Raw genomic sequence first — 19954 nt, 5'->3', positions numbered from 1 at the left:
GGAGTCGAAGCGGAGCTTCGGCGACCGACGACAACGCCGCAGATGTGCGTGCCAGACCCCGCGACACCGGCCTGATCCAAACGACAGGCCCTAGGGCCTGTTCCCCCGGGGCGGCAGCCGGTGCAGGACGACCTCCGTCAGGCCGCCGTCGGCCACCCGCGCGGTCATGTACGTGCAGTGCGGCTGGCGGCGGCGGTCCGTCGGGGAGCCCGGGTTGAGCAGGCGCAGCCCGGTCTCCGCCGTCGTGTCCCAGGGGATGTGGCTGTGTCCGAAGACGAGGACGTCCAGGTCGGGGAAGCGCTCGGCGCAGCGGCGTTCGCGTCCCTGGGCGGCCCCGGTCTCGTGGACGACTCCGAAGCGCAGGCCGCCCAGTTCGGCGCGGGCGACCTCGGGGAGGCGGGCGCGCAGACCGGGGCCGTCGTTGTTGCCGTACACGCCGATCAGGGCCCTCGACCGGGCCTCCAGCAGGTCGAGGGTGGCCGTGTCCACCCAGTCGCCCGCGTGGATCACCACGTCGGCGAGCGGGAGTTCGGCCAGCAGCGGCGCGGGGAGTTCCTTGGCGCGCTTGGGCAGGTGGGTGTCGGACATCAGCAGCAGACGCACCCGCTCAGGGTGCCATCACGGGGGCGGCGGCGCTCACTCCAGGACCAGCTCGCTCCACACCTGCTTGCCGCCGCTGACCGGCACGGTCCCCCAGGACGCCGACATGGCCTCGACCAGGAGCATGCCGCGGCCCCCGGTGGCCTCCCAGCCGATGCTGGTCGGCTTGATCGGGGTGCGCGGCGAGTTGTCGGCGACGGTGATCCGCAGCCGGTTGCCGAGGAGGGTCAGGTCGAGTCGTACCGGCCCGTCGGTGTGGACGAGGGCGTTGGTGACGAGTTCGGAGACGACGAGGAGCACGGCGTCCGCGTCGACGCCGACGCGCCACGCGCGCAGGGCGCGCCGGGTGAAGCGCCGGGCGTGCCGGACGGCTTCCGGGACCCGCCAGACGGTCCAGCTCTCCCGTAGCGGGCGCAGCGCCATGCCGTCGTAGCGCAGCAGGAGGAGGGCCACGTCGTCGCTTCGGTTGGCGTCGGCGAGCAGGGCGTCGGCGACGAGTCCGAGGTGGGCGGGGTCGGAGGCGGCGAGTCCGGCGGCGAGCCGGCGGAGGCCGTCCTCGATGTCGAGCTCCGCGGACTCCACCAGGCCGTCCGTGGTCAGCGCCACCAGCGTGCCGGGCTGCAGGCGCAGCGGGCTCATGGGGAAGTCGGCCTGCCGGACGACGCCGAGCGGCGGGCCGCCCTCGGACTCGGCGATCTCCGTACGGCCGTCGGGGTGGCGCAGCACCGGCGGGAGGTGTCCGGCGCGGACGAACCAGGCGGACCCCTCCTCCATGTCGACGTCGACGTAGCAGCAGGTGGCGAAGAGGTCGGTCTCCATGTCCATGAGGAGGCGGTTGGCGTGGGAGACGACGACGTCCGGGGGGTGTCCCTCGACGGCGTACGCGCGCAGGGCGGTGCGCATCTGGCCCATCAGGGTGGCGGCCCCGGCGTTGTGTCCCTGGACGTCGCCGATGACGAGGGCGACGTGGTTGTCGGGCAGCGGGATCACGTCGTACCAGTCGCCGCCGACCTCCAGGCCGGCCGTGGTGGGCAGGTAGCGGGCGACGGCGACCGCGCCCGGCAGTTTGGGCAGCCGGCGCGGCAGCAGGGTGCGCTGGAGCATGCCGACGAGCTCGTGCTCGGCGTCGAAGGCGTGGGCGCGCATCAGGGCCTGCCCGGCCAGGCCCGCGGCGGCGGTGAGCAGGGCGCGTTCGTCGGGGCCGAAGTCGTGCGGGGTGTCCCAGCCGATCAGGCAGGCGCCGCCCATGCGCCCGCCGGCGGCCAGCGGCAGCACGGCGAGTCCGCCGGGCCCCACCTCGGCGAGGGCGGGCTCCAGGTCGGTTCCGGCGGGCCAGATCCCGGCGCGGCCCTCGCGCAGGGCCGCCGCGAGGGTCGGCATGGTGCGCACGGGCGCGTCCGGCCACTCCGAGCGCCACTCCGTGCGCCACAGCTCGGGCCAGGCGTCCGGCTCGGGCGGGTCCAGGACGGTGACGACGAGACGGTCCCCCTCCAGTTCGGCGAGGGCGATCCGGTCGGCCTGGAGGGGCTTGCGCAGGGCGGTGACCACGGCGTGGCTGACGTCGCGGACCGTGCCCGCGGTGGCGAGCGCGGCGGCGAGACGCTGGACGCGGGCCACGTCGTTGACGCCGGAGCGCAGTTTCGAGGCGTCGGCGACCGTGCCGACCAGGCGGGCGGGCTGGCCGTCGCCGCCGGGCAGGAGCCGCCCGCGCAGCCGCAGCCACCGGGGGACGCCGGACGGCTGGAGGATGCGGAACTCCAGCTCGCGGTCGCCGATGGACATGTGGTCGGCCTCGACGACCGACATCAGCGCGGGCAGGTCCTCGGGGACGGTCAGGGAGAGGAGGGTCTCGACGTTGCCGTCGAAGTCCTCGCGGCTGATGCCGAAGAGTTGCAGCATCTCGTCGTCGATCTCGACCCGGCCGCTGTCCATGGCGAGGCTGAAGGAACTGGCGGGCAGCTCGTCGGGGTCGCCCGCCGGGGTCGGCGAGGGGAAGGTGGCGGCGTCGGCGATCAGGGTCAGGCACTCGCGGTCCTCGGCGTCGAAGCCGCGCTCGTTCTCGCTGACCGCGGCCAGGCAGCCGCCGCCGCTCAGCGGCAGGACGGCCAGGGAGAACTCCTGGGTGGGCAGCCGCCGGGCGTCGGAGCAGCGGGCGAGGTCCTTGGGGGTGAGCCAGCGCGGACGTCCCGAGCGGTGGACGTCGGCCGCGGGGGCGGTGCCGGCCAGGGGGTAGCTGTCGCGCAGCCCGTACAGCGTCCTCGGCAACCCGGCGGACTCGACCAGGCACAGCTCGTCGCCGCCCTCGCCCGGGGCGTACACGGCGGCCAGGGTGACCCCTGCGAAGACGAGCGCCTGTTCGAGAACGCGGCGCAGCCGTTCGCGGGAGCCGAGGTCCGCGGTGAGCGCCTTGAGGGCAAGTTCGGCACGCGACGATCTCGTTCTGCGTCCCGCAGCGCCCTCACTGACCACGTCCGTCATTACAGCGCTTCCCGGACGCGCGCGCAGCCCCTGGGACGGTTCCCGGGCCCCGGGACGACGGCCGAGGCCCGCCGCCGGGCAGGGCCCGCACAGGACGTCACACCGGGGTGACCCTTCGTCTTCGTACGGGCGTACGGGTACTCCTGTGCGAGCACGTACGTCCCGCCGCGCGTGTCCGAGACGGGACCGGGGCGCGACCGCCCAGGTCCCCTCCGTGCGGGCGCCGCCCCGCTCGCCGTGCGGGAAACGGCCGCGCGCGAGAGCCTTGACCCCTGAGGACCCGTCGCGGCCATGCGAGGAGGTGGTCGGCGTGTCCGACTGGCAGGCGTCCGGTCAGGCACCGGCCGCCCCACGGGCACCGGTCGGCAAACCGCTGCTCTCGCTCACCCTCGCCACGATCATGGACGACGTCGAGGCCCATTCGGGTGCCGTGTACCTGCTGGCGCCCGACGAACCGGTCCTGGAGATGGCCGTCATGGCGGGGCTGCCCCGGGCCTTCGCCGCGCCCTGGGAGCGGGTCGGGATCAACGCGCCGATCCCCGTCGCCGAGGCGCTGCGGCGACGACGGCTGATCTGGGTCAGCGGCGAGGAGGAGATGGCGCGCTGCTATCCCCGTATCGCGGTGGTCCTGCCCTACCCCTTCGCGCTGGCCGCCGTCCCGGTGGCGACCGGGCACACCCCGTACGGCGCGATGTTCGTGACCTGGCCGAGCACGCATCCGCAGGAGCTGTCCGACCGGGAGCGGTCCCATCTCATCGCCGCCGGCGACCGGCTGGCGCTGCGCCTGGAGCGCGCGGTGAAGCAGAACCGCCCCCTGCCCTCGGAACCCGATCTGCCCACCTCGGCGACGGAACTGACCGGCAGGTTCGGCTCGGTGGAGGCGGCGCGCCTGGTGGAGCGGCTGCCCTACGGGCTGTGCGCGCTGGACCTGCACGGACGGGTCAGCTTCGCCAACCAGGCCACGGCCGAGCTGCTCGGAGTGCCCGTCGACGACCTGGTGGGCACGCAGCCCTGGGCGTCCGTGCCCTGGCTCAACGACCCGGTGTACGAGGACCGGTACCGGGCGGCCCTGATGAGCCAGCACGTGACGTCGTTCGTTGCGCTGCGCCCGCCCGGCGAGTGGCTGTCGTTCCGTCTGTACCCGAGCACCAGCGGGCTCAGCGTCCGCATCGCCCGGGCCCGCGCGGTGTCCGAGATGAACCGCGCGCAGCCCCGGCGCACGGACACCAATCCGCGGCTGGTGACCATCTCCCACATCCTCAGTCTGGCCAGCGCGCTCACGGAGGCGGTGAGCGTGCAGGACGTGGTGCAGCTGGTCGCCGAGGAGGTCGCGCCCGCCGTCGGCAGCAAGGCGCTGGTCGTCCTCGGGACGCAGGGCGGGCGCATGCACGTGCTCGGGCAGCACGGGTACACCGACCCGCGGGTGGTGGAGCACTTCGACGGGCTCCCGCTCACCGCGCACACCCCGGGCACCCGGGCGCTGAGCACCGGTGTGCCCGCCTTCTTCGAGTCGCGCGGGCAGCTGGAGCACATCTACCCCGCCCGCGGCGCGACGCCCGACGGCATGGCCGCGTGGGCGTACCTGCCGCTCGTCGCCTCGGGGCGGCCGGTCGGCACGTGCGTGCTCGCCTACGCGGAGCCGCACACCTTCCCCGCCGACGAGCGGGCCGTACTCACCAGCCTCGGCGGGCTCGTCGCCCAGGCGCTGGAGCGGGCGCTCCTCTACGACGCCAAGCACCAGCTGGCCCACGGCCTGCAGGCCGCCCTGCTTCCGCACTCCCTGCCGTCCCTGCCCGGGATCGAGGCGGCGGCACGCTATCTGCCCGCCACCCTCGGCATGGACATCGGCGGCGACTTCTACGACCTGGTGCCCACCGGCGGGCAGGCTGCCGCGGTGATCGGTGACGTCCAGGGGCACAACGTGACGGCGGCCGGCCTGATGGGGCAGATCCGGACCGCCGTACGGGCGTACACGACCGTCGGGCAGGCGCCCGGCGAGGTCATGCGCAGCACGAACCGGCTGCTGATCGACCTGGGCGCCGAGCTGTTCGCGAGCTGCCTGTACCTGCGGCTCGACCCGGCACGCGGACGGGCGGTGCTGGCGCGGGCCGGGCACCCTCCGCCGCTGCTGCGCACACCGGACGGCCGGGTCCGCGTCCTCGACCTGCCCGGCGGTCCGCTGCTGGGGATCGACGCCTCGGCCACGTACCCGACGACCGAGCTGGAGCTCGCCCCCGGTTCCGTGCTCGCCCTGTGCACCGACGGTCTCATCGAGGCGCCCGGTGTGGACATCGAGGACTCCCTGGCCGAGCTCGCCGGGCGGTTCGCCGAGCTGGGCGACCAGCCGCTGGACACGCTGGCCGACACCCTGGTCCGGAGCACCGAGTCGGCGCAGGAACGGCCGGACGACGTCGCGCTGCTCCTGCTGCGGACCCGCGGCTGACACCCGGGCGGGACACGGAGCGGTCCGGCCCTCCCGCCGGAGAGCCGGACCGTTCCACCGCCCGGACGAACCGCTTTTGCGTCCGGTACGGCGGTTCCTGTGCCGGTGACCCGGGCGCTGTCCTCACCCGTGGGTCACCGGTCGCGGCAGGCCGGTGTCAGTGGCCCTCGACAGCCGCGCCTGAGCCGTCGTCGGCCGCGCCCGAGCCGTCATCGGCCGCGCCGTCCGCCGGGGCCGAGGGGTCGACCGCCTCGCCGCCGCCTCCGGCCTGCTCGTCCCCGCCGGCGCCGGCCCCTTCCTCACCGGCACCGGCCTGGCCCTCCTCGCCGGCCTGGTCGCCCGCCTGGTCGCCGGCTTCGTCGCCCGCGCCCGCTCCGCCGGCGCCGAGGGTCGCGCCGACCGCCTCCAGCGCGGTGGTGACGGGCTGGAAGAACGTCTCCCCGCCGTTGGTGCAGTCGCCGCTGCCGCCCGAGGTCAGGCCGATCGCGCTGCCGTCCTGCGTGAACAGGGAGCCGCCGCTGTCCCCGGGTTCGGCGCAGACGTCGGTCTGGATGAGACCGGTCACCGTGCCCTCCGGGTAGTTCACGGTGGCGTCGAGGCCCGTCACGCTGCCGTCGTTCAGACCCGTCGTGCTGCCCATGCGCAGGACCTGCTGGCCCACGGTCGCCTCCGCGGCCTGGGTGATCTCCACCGTCTTGCCGTCGCCGACGTCTACGGTGCTGGGGGCTTCGGTGTTCGGGTCGTCGTACTTGACCAGCGCGAAGTCGCCGGCCCCGGGGAAGGTGGCCTGGTCGACGGTGGCGATCGGGGCGCCGTCCTGCGCGTCCGACCACTCGGCGGCGGCGACGCCGCAGTGACCGGCCGTCAGGAACGCCGGACTGCCGTCGCCCGCCGTCACGTTGAAGCCTAGGGAGCAGCGGGCCCCGCCGCCGAAGATGGCGTCGCCGCCCTCCACGAACGTCTTGAAGGTGCCGGGGGAGCGCTTGACGGTCGCGACGTCGGAGCCGAGCGACTTGACGGTCGAGGTGAGCTGGTTCCAGCGGGCGCCGGTGACGGTGCTGTCCGCGGTGACCCGGATCTCGTTGGTCTTCGGGTCGACGGACCAGGCGGTGCCGGGGATCGTCGCGTCCGTCCGCAGCGTTCTGGCGGCGGCCTTGAGGGTGGCGGTGCTGTTGTCCACCTGGTTGGGGACGGCACCGGCCTCGCGGATCTCGTTGACGACCTCGCTGTCGTCACCGACGACGTTGATGATGATCTGCTGCCTGCCGGCGTCGTAGTACGAGCCGGCGAAGGCGTCGCCGAGCCGGGACGCGAGCTGCGCCGCGACGTCCGAGGCGTCGGCCGCCTTGAAGGTACGGGGAGCGTCCGCCTGGTCCGTCTGGGACGCCATGGCGTTGGGCAGCACGAGCGCCGCCGCTCCGAGCGCCACCACGCTTCCTGCCGCGATCGCGGCCTTGCGCTTGGGTATGCGTTTGTGACTCAACTCTCGACCTCCTGGGGGCGGGGTCCGAGCCGCCGTCCGGCAGCTGACTGGGGGCGCCTGGATGGCAGTTGATACGCACGGGCCGTCCGGGGCGTTCAACGGGGGAAGAATCGCCGCATGACACTGACACGCGCCGAAGCCGACCGGATCCTCGCCGACAACTTCGCCCCCTGGGTGCTCGACCTGGGCCTTTCCGTACGGGAGTTGGGGGACGACCGGGCCGTCCTGCGGCTCCCGTGGTCGGCCCGGCTGGCCCGTACCGGCGGCTCCCTGTCCGGTCAGGCGCTGATGGCGGCCGCCGACACGGCGACCGTGATCGCGGTCTCGGCGGCACGCGGCGGCTTCGTGCCGATGACGACGGTGCAGCAGTCCACGAGTTTCCAACGGGCCGTCACGGACGCGAACGTCTCGGTGGAGTCGGTCCTCACCAAGCTGGGCCGCCGGATGGCCTTCGCCGACATCACCATGACCGCCGAGGGGTCGGACGACGTCGTGGCGCGGGCGAGCACGGTGTACGCGCTGCTGGGCTGAGGACGGCACCCTCCGGAGTCGCCTGGTCACGTTCCGTCCAGGACACGGAGCGGAATCCCGGCTTCAGCGAATCTGCACATCGAATGCGCAACGAGGGCACCGCGCACGGCGGATCTGCACACGCGGCCGCCGTGCGCCGCGCCCCGGGCCCGGACTGTCCCTTTCGGACTCCGGGAGGCAAGGGGTAGCGCGAACCGATGCCGCGCAGCATGTGAAGAAGTCGCCGCCGAGACGTGGGCACGCCTGCACGCTTGGACCGCCTCGGCTCCCAAGTGCCCTGGTCGGAGCCCTGATTGATTGGAAGGGCGGCGCGTCACCGTGCTTTGATCCGTGGCACCGCGGTTCGCACGAAGGTTCCCGGAGACGGGAGCCGCAAGCCCGCGGTCGCGGCCGACCATCTGTCCCCAGAGGGGGCCGCTCCCCCCTTATGAATCCCCATACGAAGGGAAGTTCCATCATGAACTCCACCCCCCAGGTTGCGACCGTCGAGATCTCCGACGCCGAGCTCGACAACGTCGCGGGCGGCCTGTCCGTCCAGGCCGTCGGAACCGTCACGGACCTCGTGGACTCGGTCGCCCCGGTCTCCGGCCTCGTGGGCACCGTCGTCGGCACCGTCGAGGGTGTGACCGGCCTGAACACCGCCCCGGTCACCGGCCTGGTCGCCGGTCTCTGATCGCATCCACGCGCCGTCGAGTCCCGGAACCACTCCCCGGTTCCGGGACTCTCGGATGCCCTGACTCTCCCGGACAGCCGAGGGAAGACCCGTGCAGTTCCGCCAACAGGCCCTCACCAAGCTGCAGTCGCCGGAGGAACTCGACCTCCCGGTGCGTTTCGCCCGCCCCCAGGGCTGGCTCGTCCTGTCCGTGACGGTCGTCGTCATGGCCGCCGCGTCCGTGTGGGCCGTGACGGGCACCGTCGCGTCCACGGTCAGCGCCCCCGCCGTCCTCACGCACGGGGAGGGCAGCTACGTCCTGCAGAGTCCGGTCGCCGGGCAGGTCACCGCGGTTCTCGCCGAGGAGGGCCGGCGGCTCCCCGCGAACTCCCCCGTCCTCGAAGTCCGCACGGCCGAGGGCGAGAAGAGGGTCGTCCGCACCGTCGCCGCTGGCCGGATCACCGCGCTCGCCGCGACCATCGGGGCGATCATCACCACGGGCGCGAACGTCGCCGCCGTGGAGAAGGTCGCCCACGCCGGCGACCCCCTGTACGCGACCGTGTACGTCCCGGCGGAGAACGCCTCGGGCATCCCGGTCGACGCGGCGGTGGACCTGACCGTCCAGTCCGTGCCGACGCAGCAATACGGCGTCCTGCGCGGTCATGTGAAGGCGGTCGACCGGACCGCGCAGACCCGGCAGCAGATCACCGCCTACCTCGGTGACAGCCAGTTGGGCGAGCAGTTCACCGAGAAGGGCAGGCCGGTGGCCGTCCTGGTCCGCCTCGACCGGTCTTCCGGCACGAAGAGCGGCTACCGGTGGTCGTCCGCCGACGGGCCGCCGTACGCCCTGGACTCCATGACCCTGGCCACGGGTTCGATCCGCCTGGCCGATCAGCGCCCCGTCGATTGGCTTCTGCCGTGACCGCTCCCCAGGACACCCTCCCGCCACCCGTCCGGGGCAGACGCCGCGCCGCCCCGCCCCGGCGCACCGTGCCCAAGGGCCGCGGGAAGACGGTCCGCACCCCCACCGTCCTCCAGATGGAGGCCGTGGAGTGCGGCGCCGCCTCCCTCTCCATGGTGCTCGGCCACTACGGGCGGCACATCCCGCTGGAGGAGCTGCGCATCGCCTGCGGGGTCTCCCGCGACGGCTCACGGGCCAGCAACCTGCTGAAGGCCGCCCGGAGTTACGGCCTGACGGCCAAGGGCATGCAGATGGACACGAGCGCGCTCGCCGAGGTGCGCGCGCCCGCGATCCTGTTCTGGGAGTTCAACCACTACGTCGTCTACGACGGGATGGGGCGCCGGCTCGGCCGGCGCGGGGTGCACGTCAACGACCCCGCCAAGGGCCGCCGTTTCGTCCCGATGGAGGACTTCGACACCAGCTTCACCGGCGTCGTCCTGGTCATGGAGCCGGGCCCCGACTTCCGCCGGGGCGGCCGCAGGCCGGGAATCCTGGGTGCCATGCCGGCCCGGCTGCGCGGAACGTCGGGCACCATGCCCGCCGCCGTGCTGTCGAGTCTGCTGCTGGTGGCGGTCGGCGCGGCGGTGCCCGCGCTGAGCCGCACCTACATCGACATGTTCCTGATCGGCGGTCAGACGTCGCTGCTGGGCGTGCTGTTCGCGTCCATGGGCGCCTCCGTACTGCTCACGGTGGTTCTCACCTGGCTCCAGCAGGCGAACCTGCTGCGCGGGCGGCTCATCTCCTCCACGCTCAGCAGCGCCCGTTTCCTGCGGCACCTGCTGCGGCTGCCGGTCACCTTCTTCTCCCAGCGCAGCCCGGCGGACCTGGTCCAGCGGCTCCAGTCGAACGACGCGGTGGCCGAGACCCTGGCCCGCGACCTCGCGGCGGCCGGGGTGGACGCGGTCGTGGTGGTGCTGTACGCCGTGCTGCTCTACACGTACGACCCGCAGCTGACGGCCGTGGGCATCGGCGTCGCGCTGCTGAACGTGGTGGCGATGCGGGTGGTGATCCGGCTGCGGGCCAACCGGACCGCGAAGCTGCGGGCGGACAGCGCCCGGCTGACCAACACCGCTTATACCGGCCTCCAGTTGATCGAGACGATGAAGGCCACCGGCGGTGAGGACGGCTACTTCCGCAAGTGGGCCGGGCAGCACGCCACCACTCTGGAGGAGCAGCAGCGGCTCGGCGTGCCGAGCGCCTGGCTGGGGGTGGTCGCGCCCACACTGGCGACGCTGAACAGCGCGCTGATCCTGTGGATCGGCGGCCTGCGCGCCGTCGAGGGGCACATCTCGGTGGGACTGCTCGTCGCCTTCCAGGCGCTGGTGACCCGCTTCACCGCGCCGATCACCCGGCTCAACGGGGTCGCGGGCCGCATCCAGGACTTCGCGGCCGACGTGGCCCGGCTCAAGGACGTGGAGAACTTCGAGGCCGATCCGCTCTACGCGCGTGGCGGCACCGGCGACTCCACCAGGCGGCTGCACGGCCATGTCGAGCTAAAGAACGTCACGTTCGGCTACAGCCCGCTCGACAAGCCGCTGCTCACCGGGTTCTCGCTCACGGTGGGGCCGGGGCAGCAGGTCGCGCTGGTCGGCGGCTCCGGCAGCGGCAAGTCGACGGTGTCGCGGCTGATCTCGGGGCTGTACGCCCCGTGGGAGGGCACGATCCGCATCGACGGTCGGCGTCTTGAGGACATCCCGCGCGGCGCGCTCGCCGCCTCCGTCTCCTTCGTCGACCAGGACGTGTTCCTCTTCGAGGGGACCGTCCGGGACAACGTGGCGCTGTGGGACCCCTCGATCCCGGACGACGCGGTCACCGAGGCGCTGCGCGACGCGGCGCTGTACGACGTGGTGACGCGCAGGCCGGGGGGCATCCACAGCCGGGTCGAGCAGGACGGGCGGAACTTCTCCGGCGGTCAGCGGCAACGCCTGGAGATCGCGCGGGCGTTGGTGCGCAGGCCCAGCATCCTGGTGCTCGACGAGGTGACCAGCGCGCTGGACGCGGAGACCGAGCAGGTCGTCATGGACAACCTGCGCAGGCGCGGCTGTGCCTGCGTGGTGATCGCGCACCGGCTGAGCACGGTGCGCGACAGCGACGAGATCGTGGTGCTCCAGCACGGCACGGTCGTGGAGCGGGGCCGGCACGACGCCCTGGTGGTCGCCGGCGGTCCGTACGCCGAGCTGGTCAGGGAGCGTTGAGATGACGACGGTTCAGGACGGCGACCTCGTCCTCGGGGCGCTCGGCGGCATGGGGACGCCGGTCGACTGCGCCGGGTCCAACCGGCTCGACCTGGAGGGCCCTCAGGTCCTGTGGCTCGTCGCGGCGGGGGCCATGGACCTGTTCGCGGTGGACGCGGCCCTGCAGGGACACTGGCACCATCTGGGCCGCCTGGAGGCGGGTTCGCTGCTGCTCGGCCCGGTCGCGGGGCCCCAGCACACGCTCGTGGGGCGGCCGTCGCGGGACTGCGCGGTGCGCCGGATCGGGCTCCGCGAGCTGTACCAGCAGGCCCCCACGCAGACCTGGTCGTACGACGCGTACGGCAACCCCCAGTACGTGCCGCCGACATCGAGCCCGCTGGAGTACGCCCTCGCGCTCGGTGTCGGCCGCAGTCTGTCGATCCTCTTCCAGGCGCCGATGGCCACGGAGAGCGCCGCGGCGCCCACCGACGACGACGTCTTCTGGATGCAGGTGCCGCCCGGGAGTGTGCAGTACGGCTCCCTGTACGGCGCTGAGGCGGCGGCCGACCTGCTGATGGACCCAGGTGTCTGGCAGGGCATGGTCGACCAGCAGTACCGCCTGCTTGCCACGCTCGACCGGTGGATCGAGCGGTTGGAGGAGCACCACGAGCACCGTACGGCGGCCGGCATCGAGGCGGGCGAGGCCGTCCGCGCCCAGGCCGACCGCACCCTGCTGGCGTCGATCGGCAGGCAGTCGGGCAGGCGGCCGACCGCCGCCGACGCGGACGCCACCTACGCGGCCTGCGAACTGGTCGCCCGGGCGGCCGGGATCACGCTCGCGCAGCCCGCGCGCGGCGGTGCCGACGGCGAGCGGCTCGACCCGGTGGAGCGCATCGCCCTGGCCTCGCGCGTACGGGCCCGGGCCGTGCGCCTCGACGGGCGCTGGTGGCGCGACGACATCGGTCCGCTGGTGGGCCACCGTGCCGTGTCGGGGGCGCCGGTGGCGCTGCTGTGGCGGCGCGGCGGATACGTGGCGGTGCACCCGTCCTCGGGCCGCGAGACACCGGTGGAGAAGGCCAACGCGGCGGAGTTCGAGCCGCGGGGCGTGATGTTCTACCGGCCGTTGCCCGAACGCCGGTTGAGCCCGCTGCGCCTGATGCGGTTCTGCCTGCGGGGCACCGGCGGCGATCTGCGCAATCTGGCGATCAGCGGTCTGGTGACGGTGGCGATCGGGGCGCTCGTGCCGATCGCCACCGGCAAGGTGCTCGGCGAGTACGTCCCCAAGGCGCAGCACGGGCTGATCGCGCAGGTCTGCCTGGCCGTCATGGTGTCCGGCGTGGTGTCCGCGGCGTTCATGCTGCTGCAGAACCTGACCGTGCTGCGGATGGAGGGACGCATCGAGGCGGTGCTGCAACCGGCGGTGTGGGACCGGCTGTTGAGACTTCCGACGACGTTCTTCACCTCGCGTTCGACCGGTGAGCTGGCGAGTGCCGCCATGGGGATCAGCTCGATCCGCCGACTGCTGGCGGGTGTCGGGCCCACGGTCCTCCAGGCCGGCACAGTCGGCGCGATGAACCTGGGCCTGCTGCTCTGGTACAGCGTGCCGATGGCGCTGGCCGCGATCGGGATGCTCGTCGTCATCGCGGCCGTGTTCCTGGGACTCGGTCTGTGGCAGGTGCGCTGGCAGCGCAGGCTGGTCGTGCTCGGCAACAAGCTGAACAACCAGGCCTTCCAGACCCTGCGCGGGCTGCCGAAGCTGCGCGTCGCCGCGGCGGAGAACTACGCGTACGCGGCCTGGGCGGGCGAGTTCGCGCGCAGCCGTGAACTGCAGCAGAGGGTCGGCCGCATCAAGAACCTGACGACCGTGCTGGGCGCGGTGTACCTGCCGTTGTGCTCGCTGCTGATGTTCATGCTGCTGGCGGGCCCGGCGCGCGGCTCCCTGACCGCCGCCGAGTTCCTCACCTTCAACACCTCGGTCACCATGCTGCTCACCTCGGTCACCCAGCTGACCAGCGCGTTCGTCTCGGCGGCGGCCGCGCTCCCGATGTTCGAGGAGATCAGGCCGATGCTGGACGCGACGCCCGAGGTGCGTACGGCGAGCACGCGACCGGGCCCGCTGTCCGGGGGGATCGAGGCGCGCGGGCTCTCCTTCCGGTACTCCGACGACGGTCCGCTCGTCCTGGACGACGTGTCCTTCGCCGTCCGGCCGGGCGAGTTCGTGGCGATCGTGGGGCCGAGCGGCTGCGGCAAGTCCACGCTGCTGCGGCTGCTCATCGGCTTCGACCGGCCGGTCTCGGGCAGCGTGCTGTACGACGGCCAGGATCTGGCGGCCCTCGACCAGTCGGCCGTGCGTCGTCAGTGCGGGGTGGTGCTCCAGCACGCCCAGCCGTTCACCGGGTCGATCCTGGACTGCATCTGCGGCACGGAGCCGTACACGCCCGAGGAGGCGATGGCGGCGGCCGAGATGGCCGGCCTGGCGGAGGACATCCGGCGGATGCCGATGGGGCTGCACACCATCGTGTCGGGCAGCGGCGCGGTGTCGGGCGGCCAGCGGCAGCGCCTGATGATCGCTCAGGCGCTGATCCGCCGGCCGCGGATCCTGTTCCTCGACGAGGCCACCAGCGCGCTGGACAACGAGACGCAGCGCACGGTCATCGAGAGCACCCGGGCGCTCGACGCCACGCGCGTGGTGATCGCGCACCGCCTGTCCACCGTGATGGACGCGGACCGCGTCATCGTGATGGAGGACGGCCGGATCGCGCAGCAGGGTCCCCCCGCGCAACTCCTCGCGGACACGGGCGGCCGGCTGCACGAGCTGGTACGACGCCAGATGCACTGAGCACCCACTGACGCAGGCCGAGACCGGCGTCCCCGAGGGGACCCCGGCCTCCTACGCGAGGACGCCCGCCGTGCCGCGGGTGCGGCGGGGACGATCGGCGCCGCCGGGCACTCGGTATGGCGGGGACGGTCGACGCCGCCGGGCGCTCGATGCGGCGGGGACGGTCGGTGCCGCCGGGCGCCCGGTGTCGCCGCGCGGCCCGGGGCTCGGGCGGCCCGTGGCCTTGGTGGCCGGTGCCGCGGGGCGGCGGTGGCCAGGACAGCCGGTGGCCCGGGACAGCCGGCGCTCCGGGGCAGCCGGGGTCCCAGAGGGGCACCCTGCCTCCTGCCTGAGAAACGGCACCGTGCCATCGGTGCCGCGGGGACGGTCGATGCCGCCGGACGCTCGGTGCCGCGCGCGGCCCGTGGCTCGGGCGGCTCGGGGCTCGGGCGGCTCGGGGCTCGGGCGGCTCGTGGCTCGGGCGGCTCGTGGCCTTGGTGGCCGGTGCCTCGGGGCGGCCGGTGGCCAAGACAGCGGTGGCCCCTGGGCGGCCGGCGGCTCAGGACTGCACGCGCTCCGGGGCAGCCGGGGTCCCCGTAGGGCTCCGGCCTCCTGAGTGAGGAACGGCGCCGTGCCGCCGGTGCGGCGGGGATGATCGGCGCCGCCGGGCGCTCGATGCGGCGGGACGGTGGTGTCGCCGCACGCTCGGTGCCACCGCGCGGCCCGTGGCCTTGGTGGGCGGCGCCTCGGGCCTGCCGGTGGCCAGGACAGCTGGCGCTCCGGGCAGCCGGAGTCCCCGAGGGGGCCCAGGCTCTCGCGTGAGGAACGGCGCCGTACCCGTCGGTGCCGCGGGGACGATCGGCGCCGCCAGGCACTCGGTACGGCGGGCACGATCGGCGCCGAAGCGCACTTGGTGCCGCGGGCGGCCCGCGGCTCGGGCGACCCGTGGCCTTGGTCGCCGGTGCCTCGGGGAGGCGGTGGCCAGGACAGCCGGTGGCCCCAGGCGACCGACGGCTCAGGACGGCCGGCGCTCCGGGGCAGCCGGGGTCCCCGAGAGGCCCCGGCCTCCTGCCTGAGGAACGGCGCCGTGCCGTCGGTGCGGCGCGGACGCTCGGTGCCGCCGGACGCTCGATGCGACGGAGACGGTCGGTGCCGTCGGGCACTCGGTGCCGCCGCGCGGCCCGTGCCTCGGGCGGCCCGGGGCCCTGGTGGCCGGTATCTCGGGGCGGCGGCCGGTGGCCAGGACAGCCGGTGGCCCCCGGGCGGCCGGTGGCTCAGGACAGCCCGCGCTTCGGGGCAGCCGGGGTCCCCGGCCTCTCGCGTGAGGACGCCCGCCGTACCGCCGGTGCGGCGGGGACCGTCGGTGCCGTCGGGCACTCGGTGCCGCCGCGCGGCCCGGGGCCCGGTCGGCTGGCGCCTCGGGGCGGCCGGTGGCTCCAGGCGGCCGACAGCTCAGGACAGCCGGCGCTCCGGGTAGCTGGAGTCCCCGACGGGCCCCAGCCTCTCGCTCGAGGAACGTCGCCGTCCCGTGGGTGCGGCGCGGACGCTCGGCGCCGCCGGGCACTCGGTGCGGCGGGCTCGGTGCCGTGGCGGGACCGGTGCCGCCGGGCGGACGGTACCCCGGGGCGGCCGGGGCAGTAGGCGCAACGGACTGGCGGGTGCCCCGAGGCCGCTGGTGACGGGGCAGCGGCGCTCCGGGTCGGCCGAGGCCCAGGCGCCCGGCGTTCCGGCGCTCCGAGCCGACCGGTGATCCCAGGCAGCCTGCGCCCCGGGGCAGCCGGTGCTCCCGGGCGGCAAGGGTTTCGGGCCGCCAACGCCCCAGGGCAGCCGGTGCTCCCGGGCGGCAAGGGTTTCGGCCGGCCGATGCGCCCGCGCGGCAGGCGCTCCGGGCGGCTGATGCCCCCGAGCGGCCGGTGCTACAGCGCTCCGAGGCGGCGTGCTCCGGGCCGGCGGGTGCTCCCGCGCAGCAAGCGCTCCGGGCCCGCCGATGCCCTGCGGCGGCCGGCGCTCCGGCGGTCCGGGCCGGCGGGTGCGCCCGGCCAGCCGGCAGTCCTGGGCAGCCGGCGCTCCAGAGGGCCAGCGCTCCGGCGCTCCGTACGGGCCGGTGCTCCCGGGCCGCCGCCGCCCCCGGCCGGCCGGGACTCCGGGGCGGCCGGTACCACCGGCGGGCGGTGCTCCCAGGCGGGCGGCCTCCCCGGCCGGGGTGTGAGGGCGGTGTCGCGCGCCGACGCCCTGCGGCGGCCGGTGCTCCGGCGCTCCGGGCCGCCGGGTGCGCCTGGCCGGCAGGCAGTCCTGGGCAGCCGGCGCTCCAGGGGGCCGGCGCTCCAGGGGGCCGGTGCTCCAGGGGGCCGGTGCTCCAGGGGGCCGGCGCTCCGGCGCTCCGTGCGGGCCGGTGCTCCAGGGACGCCGATGCCCCCGGCCAGCCGGGGCTCCCGGGCGGTCGATGCCACCGGCGGGCGGTGCTCCCAGGCGGGCGGCGCTCCCGGCCCGGGCGTGAGAGCGGTGTCGCGCAAGCGAAACTTTGCCGTTTCGATCGGCGTGGTCTACGCTCGACGTGTACGAAACCGTTTCGTTTACGTATCCGTAACGCAGCGCAACTTCCCTGGAGCGTTCTCTGATGTCCCCGACCCTGACCGAAAGCACCCGCGCGGGTGCGGCGGAAGCGCCCGCGGCGCATCCGGCGAAGCGGTGGTGGATCCTCGCGATCGTCGGCATCGCGCAGCTGATGGTGGTCCTCGACGCCACCATCGTGAACATCGCCCTGCCCTCCGCCCAGGCGGACCTCGGCTTCTCCGACGGCAACCGGCAGTGGATCGTCACCGCCTACTCGCTGGCCTTCGCCTCCCTCCTGCTGCTCGGCGGGCGGATAGCCGACCTCTTCGGGCGCAAGCCCGCCTTCCTCGTCGGCGTCGCCGGCTTCGCCGGGGCGTCCGTACTCGGCGGCGCGTCCACCAGCTTCGGCATGCTGGTGATGGCGCGCGCCCTCCAGGGCGTGTTCGGCGCACTGCTCGCTCCCGCCGCGCTCTCGCTGCTGAACACGACGTTCACCGAGGCCCGGGACCGCGCCAAGGCGTTCAGCGTGTACGGCGCCATCGCGGGCGCCGGCGGTGCGGTCGGACTGCTGCTCGGCGGTGTCCTGACCGACGCGCTCGACTGGCGCTGGACGCTGTACGTCAACGTCGTCTTCGCGATCGTCGCCTTCGTCGGCGGCTGGGTGCTGCTCGGCAACCACCGTGACGCGGCGAACTCCAAGCTCGACCTGCCGGGCACCCTGCTGGTCTCCTCCGGTCTCTTCGCCGTGGTCTACGGCTTCTCCAACGCCGAGACCCACGACTGGAGTTCGCCCGCCACCTGGGGCTTCCTGGTCGCCGGCGGCCTGCTGCTCGCCGTGTTCGGCTGGTGGCAGACCCGGGCCAAGCACCCGCTGCTGCCGCTGCGCGTCCTGCTCGACCGCAACCGCGCCGCGTCCTTCGTCGCCGTGCTCATCACCGGCGCGGGCATGTTCGGTGTCTTCCTCTTCCTCACCTACTACCTCCAGCTGAACCTCGGCTTCAGCCCCACGAAGACCGGCGTCGCCTTCCTGCCGATGGTCGCGGCCATGATGGTCATGGCCCAGCTCTCCACCACCGTCCTGGTGCCGCGCATCGGGCCGAAGGCCGTCATCCCGGCGGGCTTCGCCATCGCCGCGGTCGGCATGGCGTGGCTGACCGGCATCGGTGTCGCCTCGGACTTCTCCACCGCCGTACTGCCCCAGGTGATCCTGATCGGCGCGGGCCTCGGCATCGTGATGCCGCCCGCCATGGCGCTCGCCACGAGCGGGGTGGCCGCCGAGGACGCCGGCGTCGCCTCCGCGACCGTCAACACCATGCAGCAGGTGGGCGGTTCGATCGGCACGGCCCTGCTGAACACCCTGGCCGCGAGTGCCGCGACGAGCTACCTGGCCGGCCGGGACGCCACCGACAAGCTCGTGCAGGCGCAGTCCACGATCGAGAGCTACACCACCGCCTTCTGGTGGTCGGCCGGCTTCTTCGTCGCGGGCACGGTCATCGCCTTCCTGCTCTACCGCCGCGGGACGCAGGAGCCGGACCCGGACGCCGCACCGGTCGTCCACATGTGAGCGGGTCCGGACCGCCGACGCCGGTCCGGAGCGAGTTCACCCGCGAGCCGAGGGGCCGCCGTCCTCAGGGAGACGGCGGCCCCTCGCCCGTGCCCGGTACCGGGCGGTGGCGGCGGCGAGACGCGCCTGCTGGGCGAGCTCGTTCTGCGGCAGCGCCGGCCGGTAGACGACCAGTGCCCGCGCGGCCTTCGTCAGCCTCAACGCGTCCGGCGCCGGGACGACTTCACCGTCGTAGGCCAGCGGGCCCGTCCCCGTCACACCCGCCAGCTCCACCCGCGGCACGGTCGCGGCGCTGTACACACGGGAGCGGCCCAGCGCACCGGCCAGCGCGGAGACGAGCACCCGGGTACGCGCGAGACGGTGGCCGGCGTCGACCATCCGCAGGTCCAGCAGCCCGTCGTCCAGGCGCGGCCGATAGGTCGGGGCGAAACCGTCGGGCAGATAGCGGCCGTTGCCCGCGAACAGCAGCCAAAGCCGCCGCGGCCGGCCGTCGACACGCAGCTCCACGGGCGTGGACGTGCGCAGGACCCGGGCCGTGGCCACGGCCGCCGCCGGCCACTTGCCCCAGCGCTTCTCCAAGTGCTCGCGGATCCGGACCAGTTCCGGGTAGAACCCGATGCTGAAGGTGTTGAGGAACCGCACCTCCTCGCCCGTCGCCGACGCGGCCACCCCGATGTCCACCGCCACCGCCTCGCCCCGTGTGACGGCGACCGCGGTGTCCTCGAACTCCGGTACGCCCACGTCCAGCGCGAAGTGGTTGAGGGTGCCGCCCGGGAACACGGCGAGTGCCAGGCCCGCCTGTGCGGCCGCCCGGGCCGCCGCGTTCACGCTGCCGTCGCCACCGCACACTCCCAGCGCGCCACCCGTCCGCGCGGCCCGCTCGACCGAGTCGGCGAGCAGCCGCGTGAAGTCGTCCCCGGGACCGCACTCGACCAGTTCGGCCCGCGGCAGCAGTCCGCGCAGCCGGTCCACGGCCGGCAGCGGTGGACTCGGCACGCCGTTGCCCGCGCTGCTGTTGACGAAGACGACCAGTCCCTCGCCGTCGGGCAGGGCGGGGGCGCCGGCCGCCGGACGTTCGCGCTCCGGGGCCGGGGTGCGCGGGGGCCACCACCGGCAGGTGAGCGCGGCGGCCCCGACTCCGATGGCGGCGCCGGCCAGCACGTCTCCGGGGTAGTGCACCCCGACGTAGACCCGCGAGAAGGCGACGGACGCCGCCAGGGGCGCGACCAGGGCGCCGTAGCGGGTGGACTCCAGGGCGACACCGGTGGCGAAGGCGGCGGCCGAGGCGGCGTGCCCGGAGGGGAAGGACGTGGTGTGCGGCTGGCGCCGCAGGTGCCGTACCGGCGGCACATGGTCGAGGAGCGGACGGGGGCGCCGGGCGCCCCACTTCACGACGGTGTTCACGGTGAAGGAGGCCAGGGCGAGCGAGCCGGCGCCGCGCAGGGCGGCCCGCCGGGCGGTGCGGCCGCCGAGCACCGCCAGTCCGGCGGCGGCGCCCAGCCAGAGCCTGCCGTGGTCGGCGGAGCGGCTGAGCCGGGTCACCGCCGGATCGGCGCCCGGCAGCCGCGTGCCGGCGACCCGCGTGAACAGCAGTCGGTCCCACTCGCCCAGTACACCCATGCTCCACCGTTACGGGATCGCGCCCCGACCGGCATCCGGGGCGACCCGGACCGGTGACGCCGCTGCTCCGGTCGGCG

General features: G+C 74.2%; 11 protein-coding genes. 7 read left to right on the top strand and 4 right to left on the bottom strand.

All coding sequences use genetic code 11. The features are described 5' to 3' along the window. Positions 1-90: 90 nt before the first annotated feature. Positions 91-603, bottom strand: a complete 513-nt coding sequence (locus ACZ4VA_RS32080) for a metallophosphoesterase family protein (RefSeq protein ID WP_389391251.1) — start codon at positions 601-603, stop codon at positions 91-93. 33 nt (positions 604-636) lie between these two features. Next, on the bottom strand, positions 637-3078 hold the full coding sequence (locus ACZ4VA_RS32075; protein WP_356172770.1) for a SpoIIE family protein phosphatase: 2442 nt from the start codon (positions 3076-3078) through the stop codon (positions 637-639). A gap of 301 nt (positions 3079-3379) precedes the next feature. Here ACZ4VA_RS32075 and ACZ4VA_RS32070 point away from each other — a divergent pair, with 301 nt between their 5' ends. Then, the gene (locus tag ACZ4VA_RS32070) at positions 3380-5521 is read left to right on the top strand and encodes a SpoIIE family protein phosphatase (protein WP_468083494.1); all 2142 of its coding nucleotides are present in this window, start codon (positions 3380-3382) and stop codon (positions 5519-5521) included. A gap of 157 nt (positions 5522-5678) precedes the next feature. On the opposite strand, the gene ACZ4VA_RS32065 is transcribed toward ACZ4VA_RS32070, so the two are convergent. Continuing rightward, positions 5679-7004 carry a S1 family peptidase gene (locus ACZ4VA_RS32065; RefSeq protein ID WP_468083492.1) on the bottom strand — a complete coding sequence of 442 codons (1326 nt, stop codon included), beginning with the start codon at positions 7002-7004 and terminating at the stop codon, positions 5679-5681. A gap of 117 nt (positions 7005-7121) precedes the next feature. Between ACZ4VA_RS32065 and ACZ4VA_RS32060 the strand changes: the two genes are divergently transcribed. From ACZ4VA_RS32060 to ACZ4VA_RS32035, 6 genes are all read left to right on the top strand, one after another. Then, on the top strand, positions 7122-7535 hold the full coding sequence (locus tag ACZ4VA_RS32060) for a PaaI family thioesterase (protein WP_356172761.1): 414 nt from the start codon (positions 7122-7124) through the stop codon (positions 7533-7535). A 457-nt stretch (positions 7536-7992) separates the two neighbouring features. Next, positions 7993-8208 (top strand): type A2 lantipeptide, encoded by a 216-nt coding sequence (locus ACZ4VA_RS32055; protein ID WP_121407520.1) that lies wholly within the window; start codon positions 7993-7995, stop codon positions 8206-8208. Positions 8209-8299: 91 nt separating this feature from the next. Then, positions 8300-9109 (top strand): hypothetical protein, encoded by an 810-nt coding sequence (locus tag ACZ4VA_RS32050; protein ID WP_468083489.1) that lies wholly within the window; start codon positions 8300-8302, stop codon positions 9107-9109. Beyond that, positions 9106-11343: an NHLP family bacteriocin export ABC transporter peptidase/permease/ATPase subunit gene (locus ACZ4VA_RS32045; protein WP_468083487.1), complete on the top strand. Its 2238-nt coding sequence runs from the start codon at positions 9106-9108 to the stop codon at positions 11341-11343. Before ACZ4VA_RS32050 ends, ACZ4VA_RS32045 begins: the two co-directional genes overlap by 4 nt. A 1-nt stretch (position 11344) precedes the next feature. Continuing rightward, entirely contained in the window at positions 11345-14161 is a 2817-nt protein-coding gene (locus tag ACZ4VA_RS32040; RefSeq protein ID WP_468083485.1) for an NHLP bacteriocin export ABC transporter permease/ATPase subunit, read from the top strand. Positions 14162-16754: 2593 nt separating this feature from the next. Further along, the gene (locus ACZ4VA_RS32035; RefSeq protein WP_356172776.1) at positions 16755-18257 is read left to right on the top strand and encodes an MFS transporter; all 1503 of its coding nucleotides are present in this window, start codon (positions 16755-16757) and stop codon (positions 18255-18257) included. Between the two features lie 36 nt (positions 18258-18293). On the opposite strand, the gene ACZ4VA_RS32030 is transcribed toward ACZ4VA_RS32035, so the two are convergent. Then, positions 18294-19877: a phosphatase PAP2 family protein gene (locus ACZ4VA_RS32030; RefSeq protein WP_468083483.1), complete on the bottom strand. Its 1584-nt coding sequence runs from the start codon at positions 19875-19877 to the stop codon at positions 18294-18296. Between the last annotated feature and the right edge of the window lie 77 nt (positions 19878-19954).

It is taken from the genome of Streptomyces sp. NPDC028308, from assembly GCF_055565855.1.
Note: the sequence above shows the minus strand (reverse complement) of the source record. Positions and strands in the feature narration are given on the sequence as shown.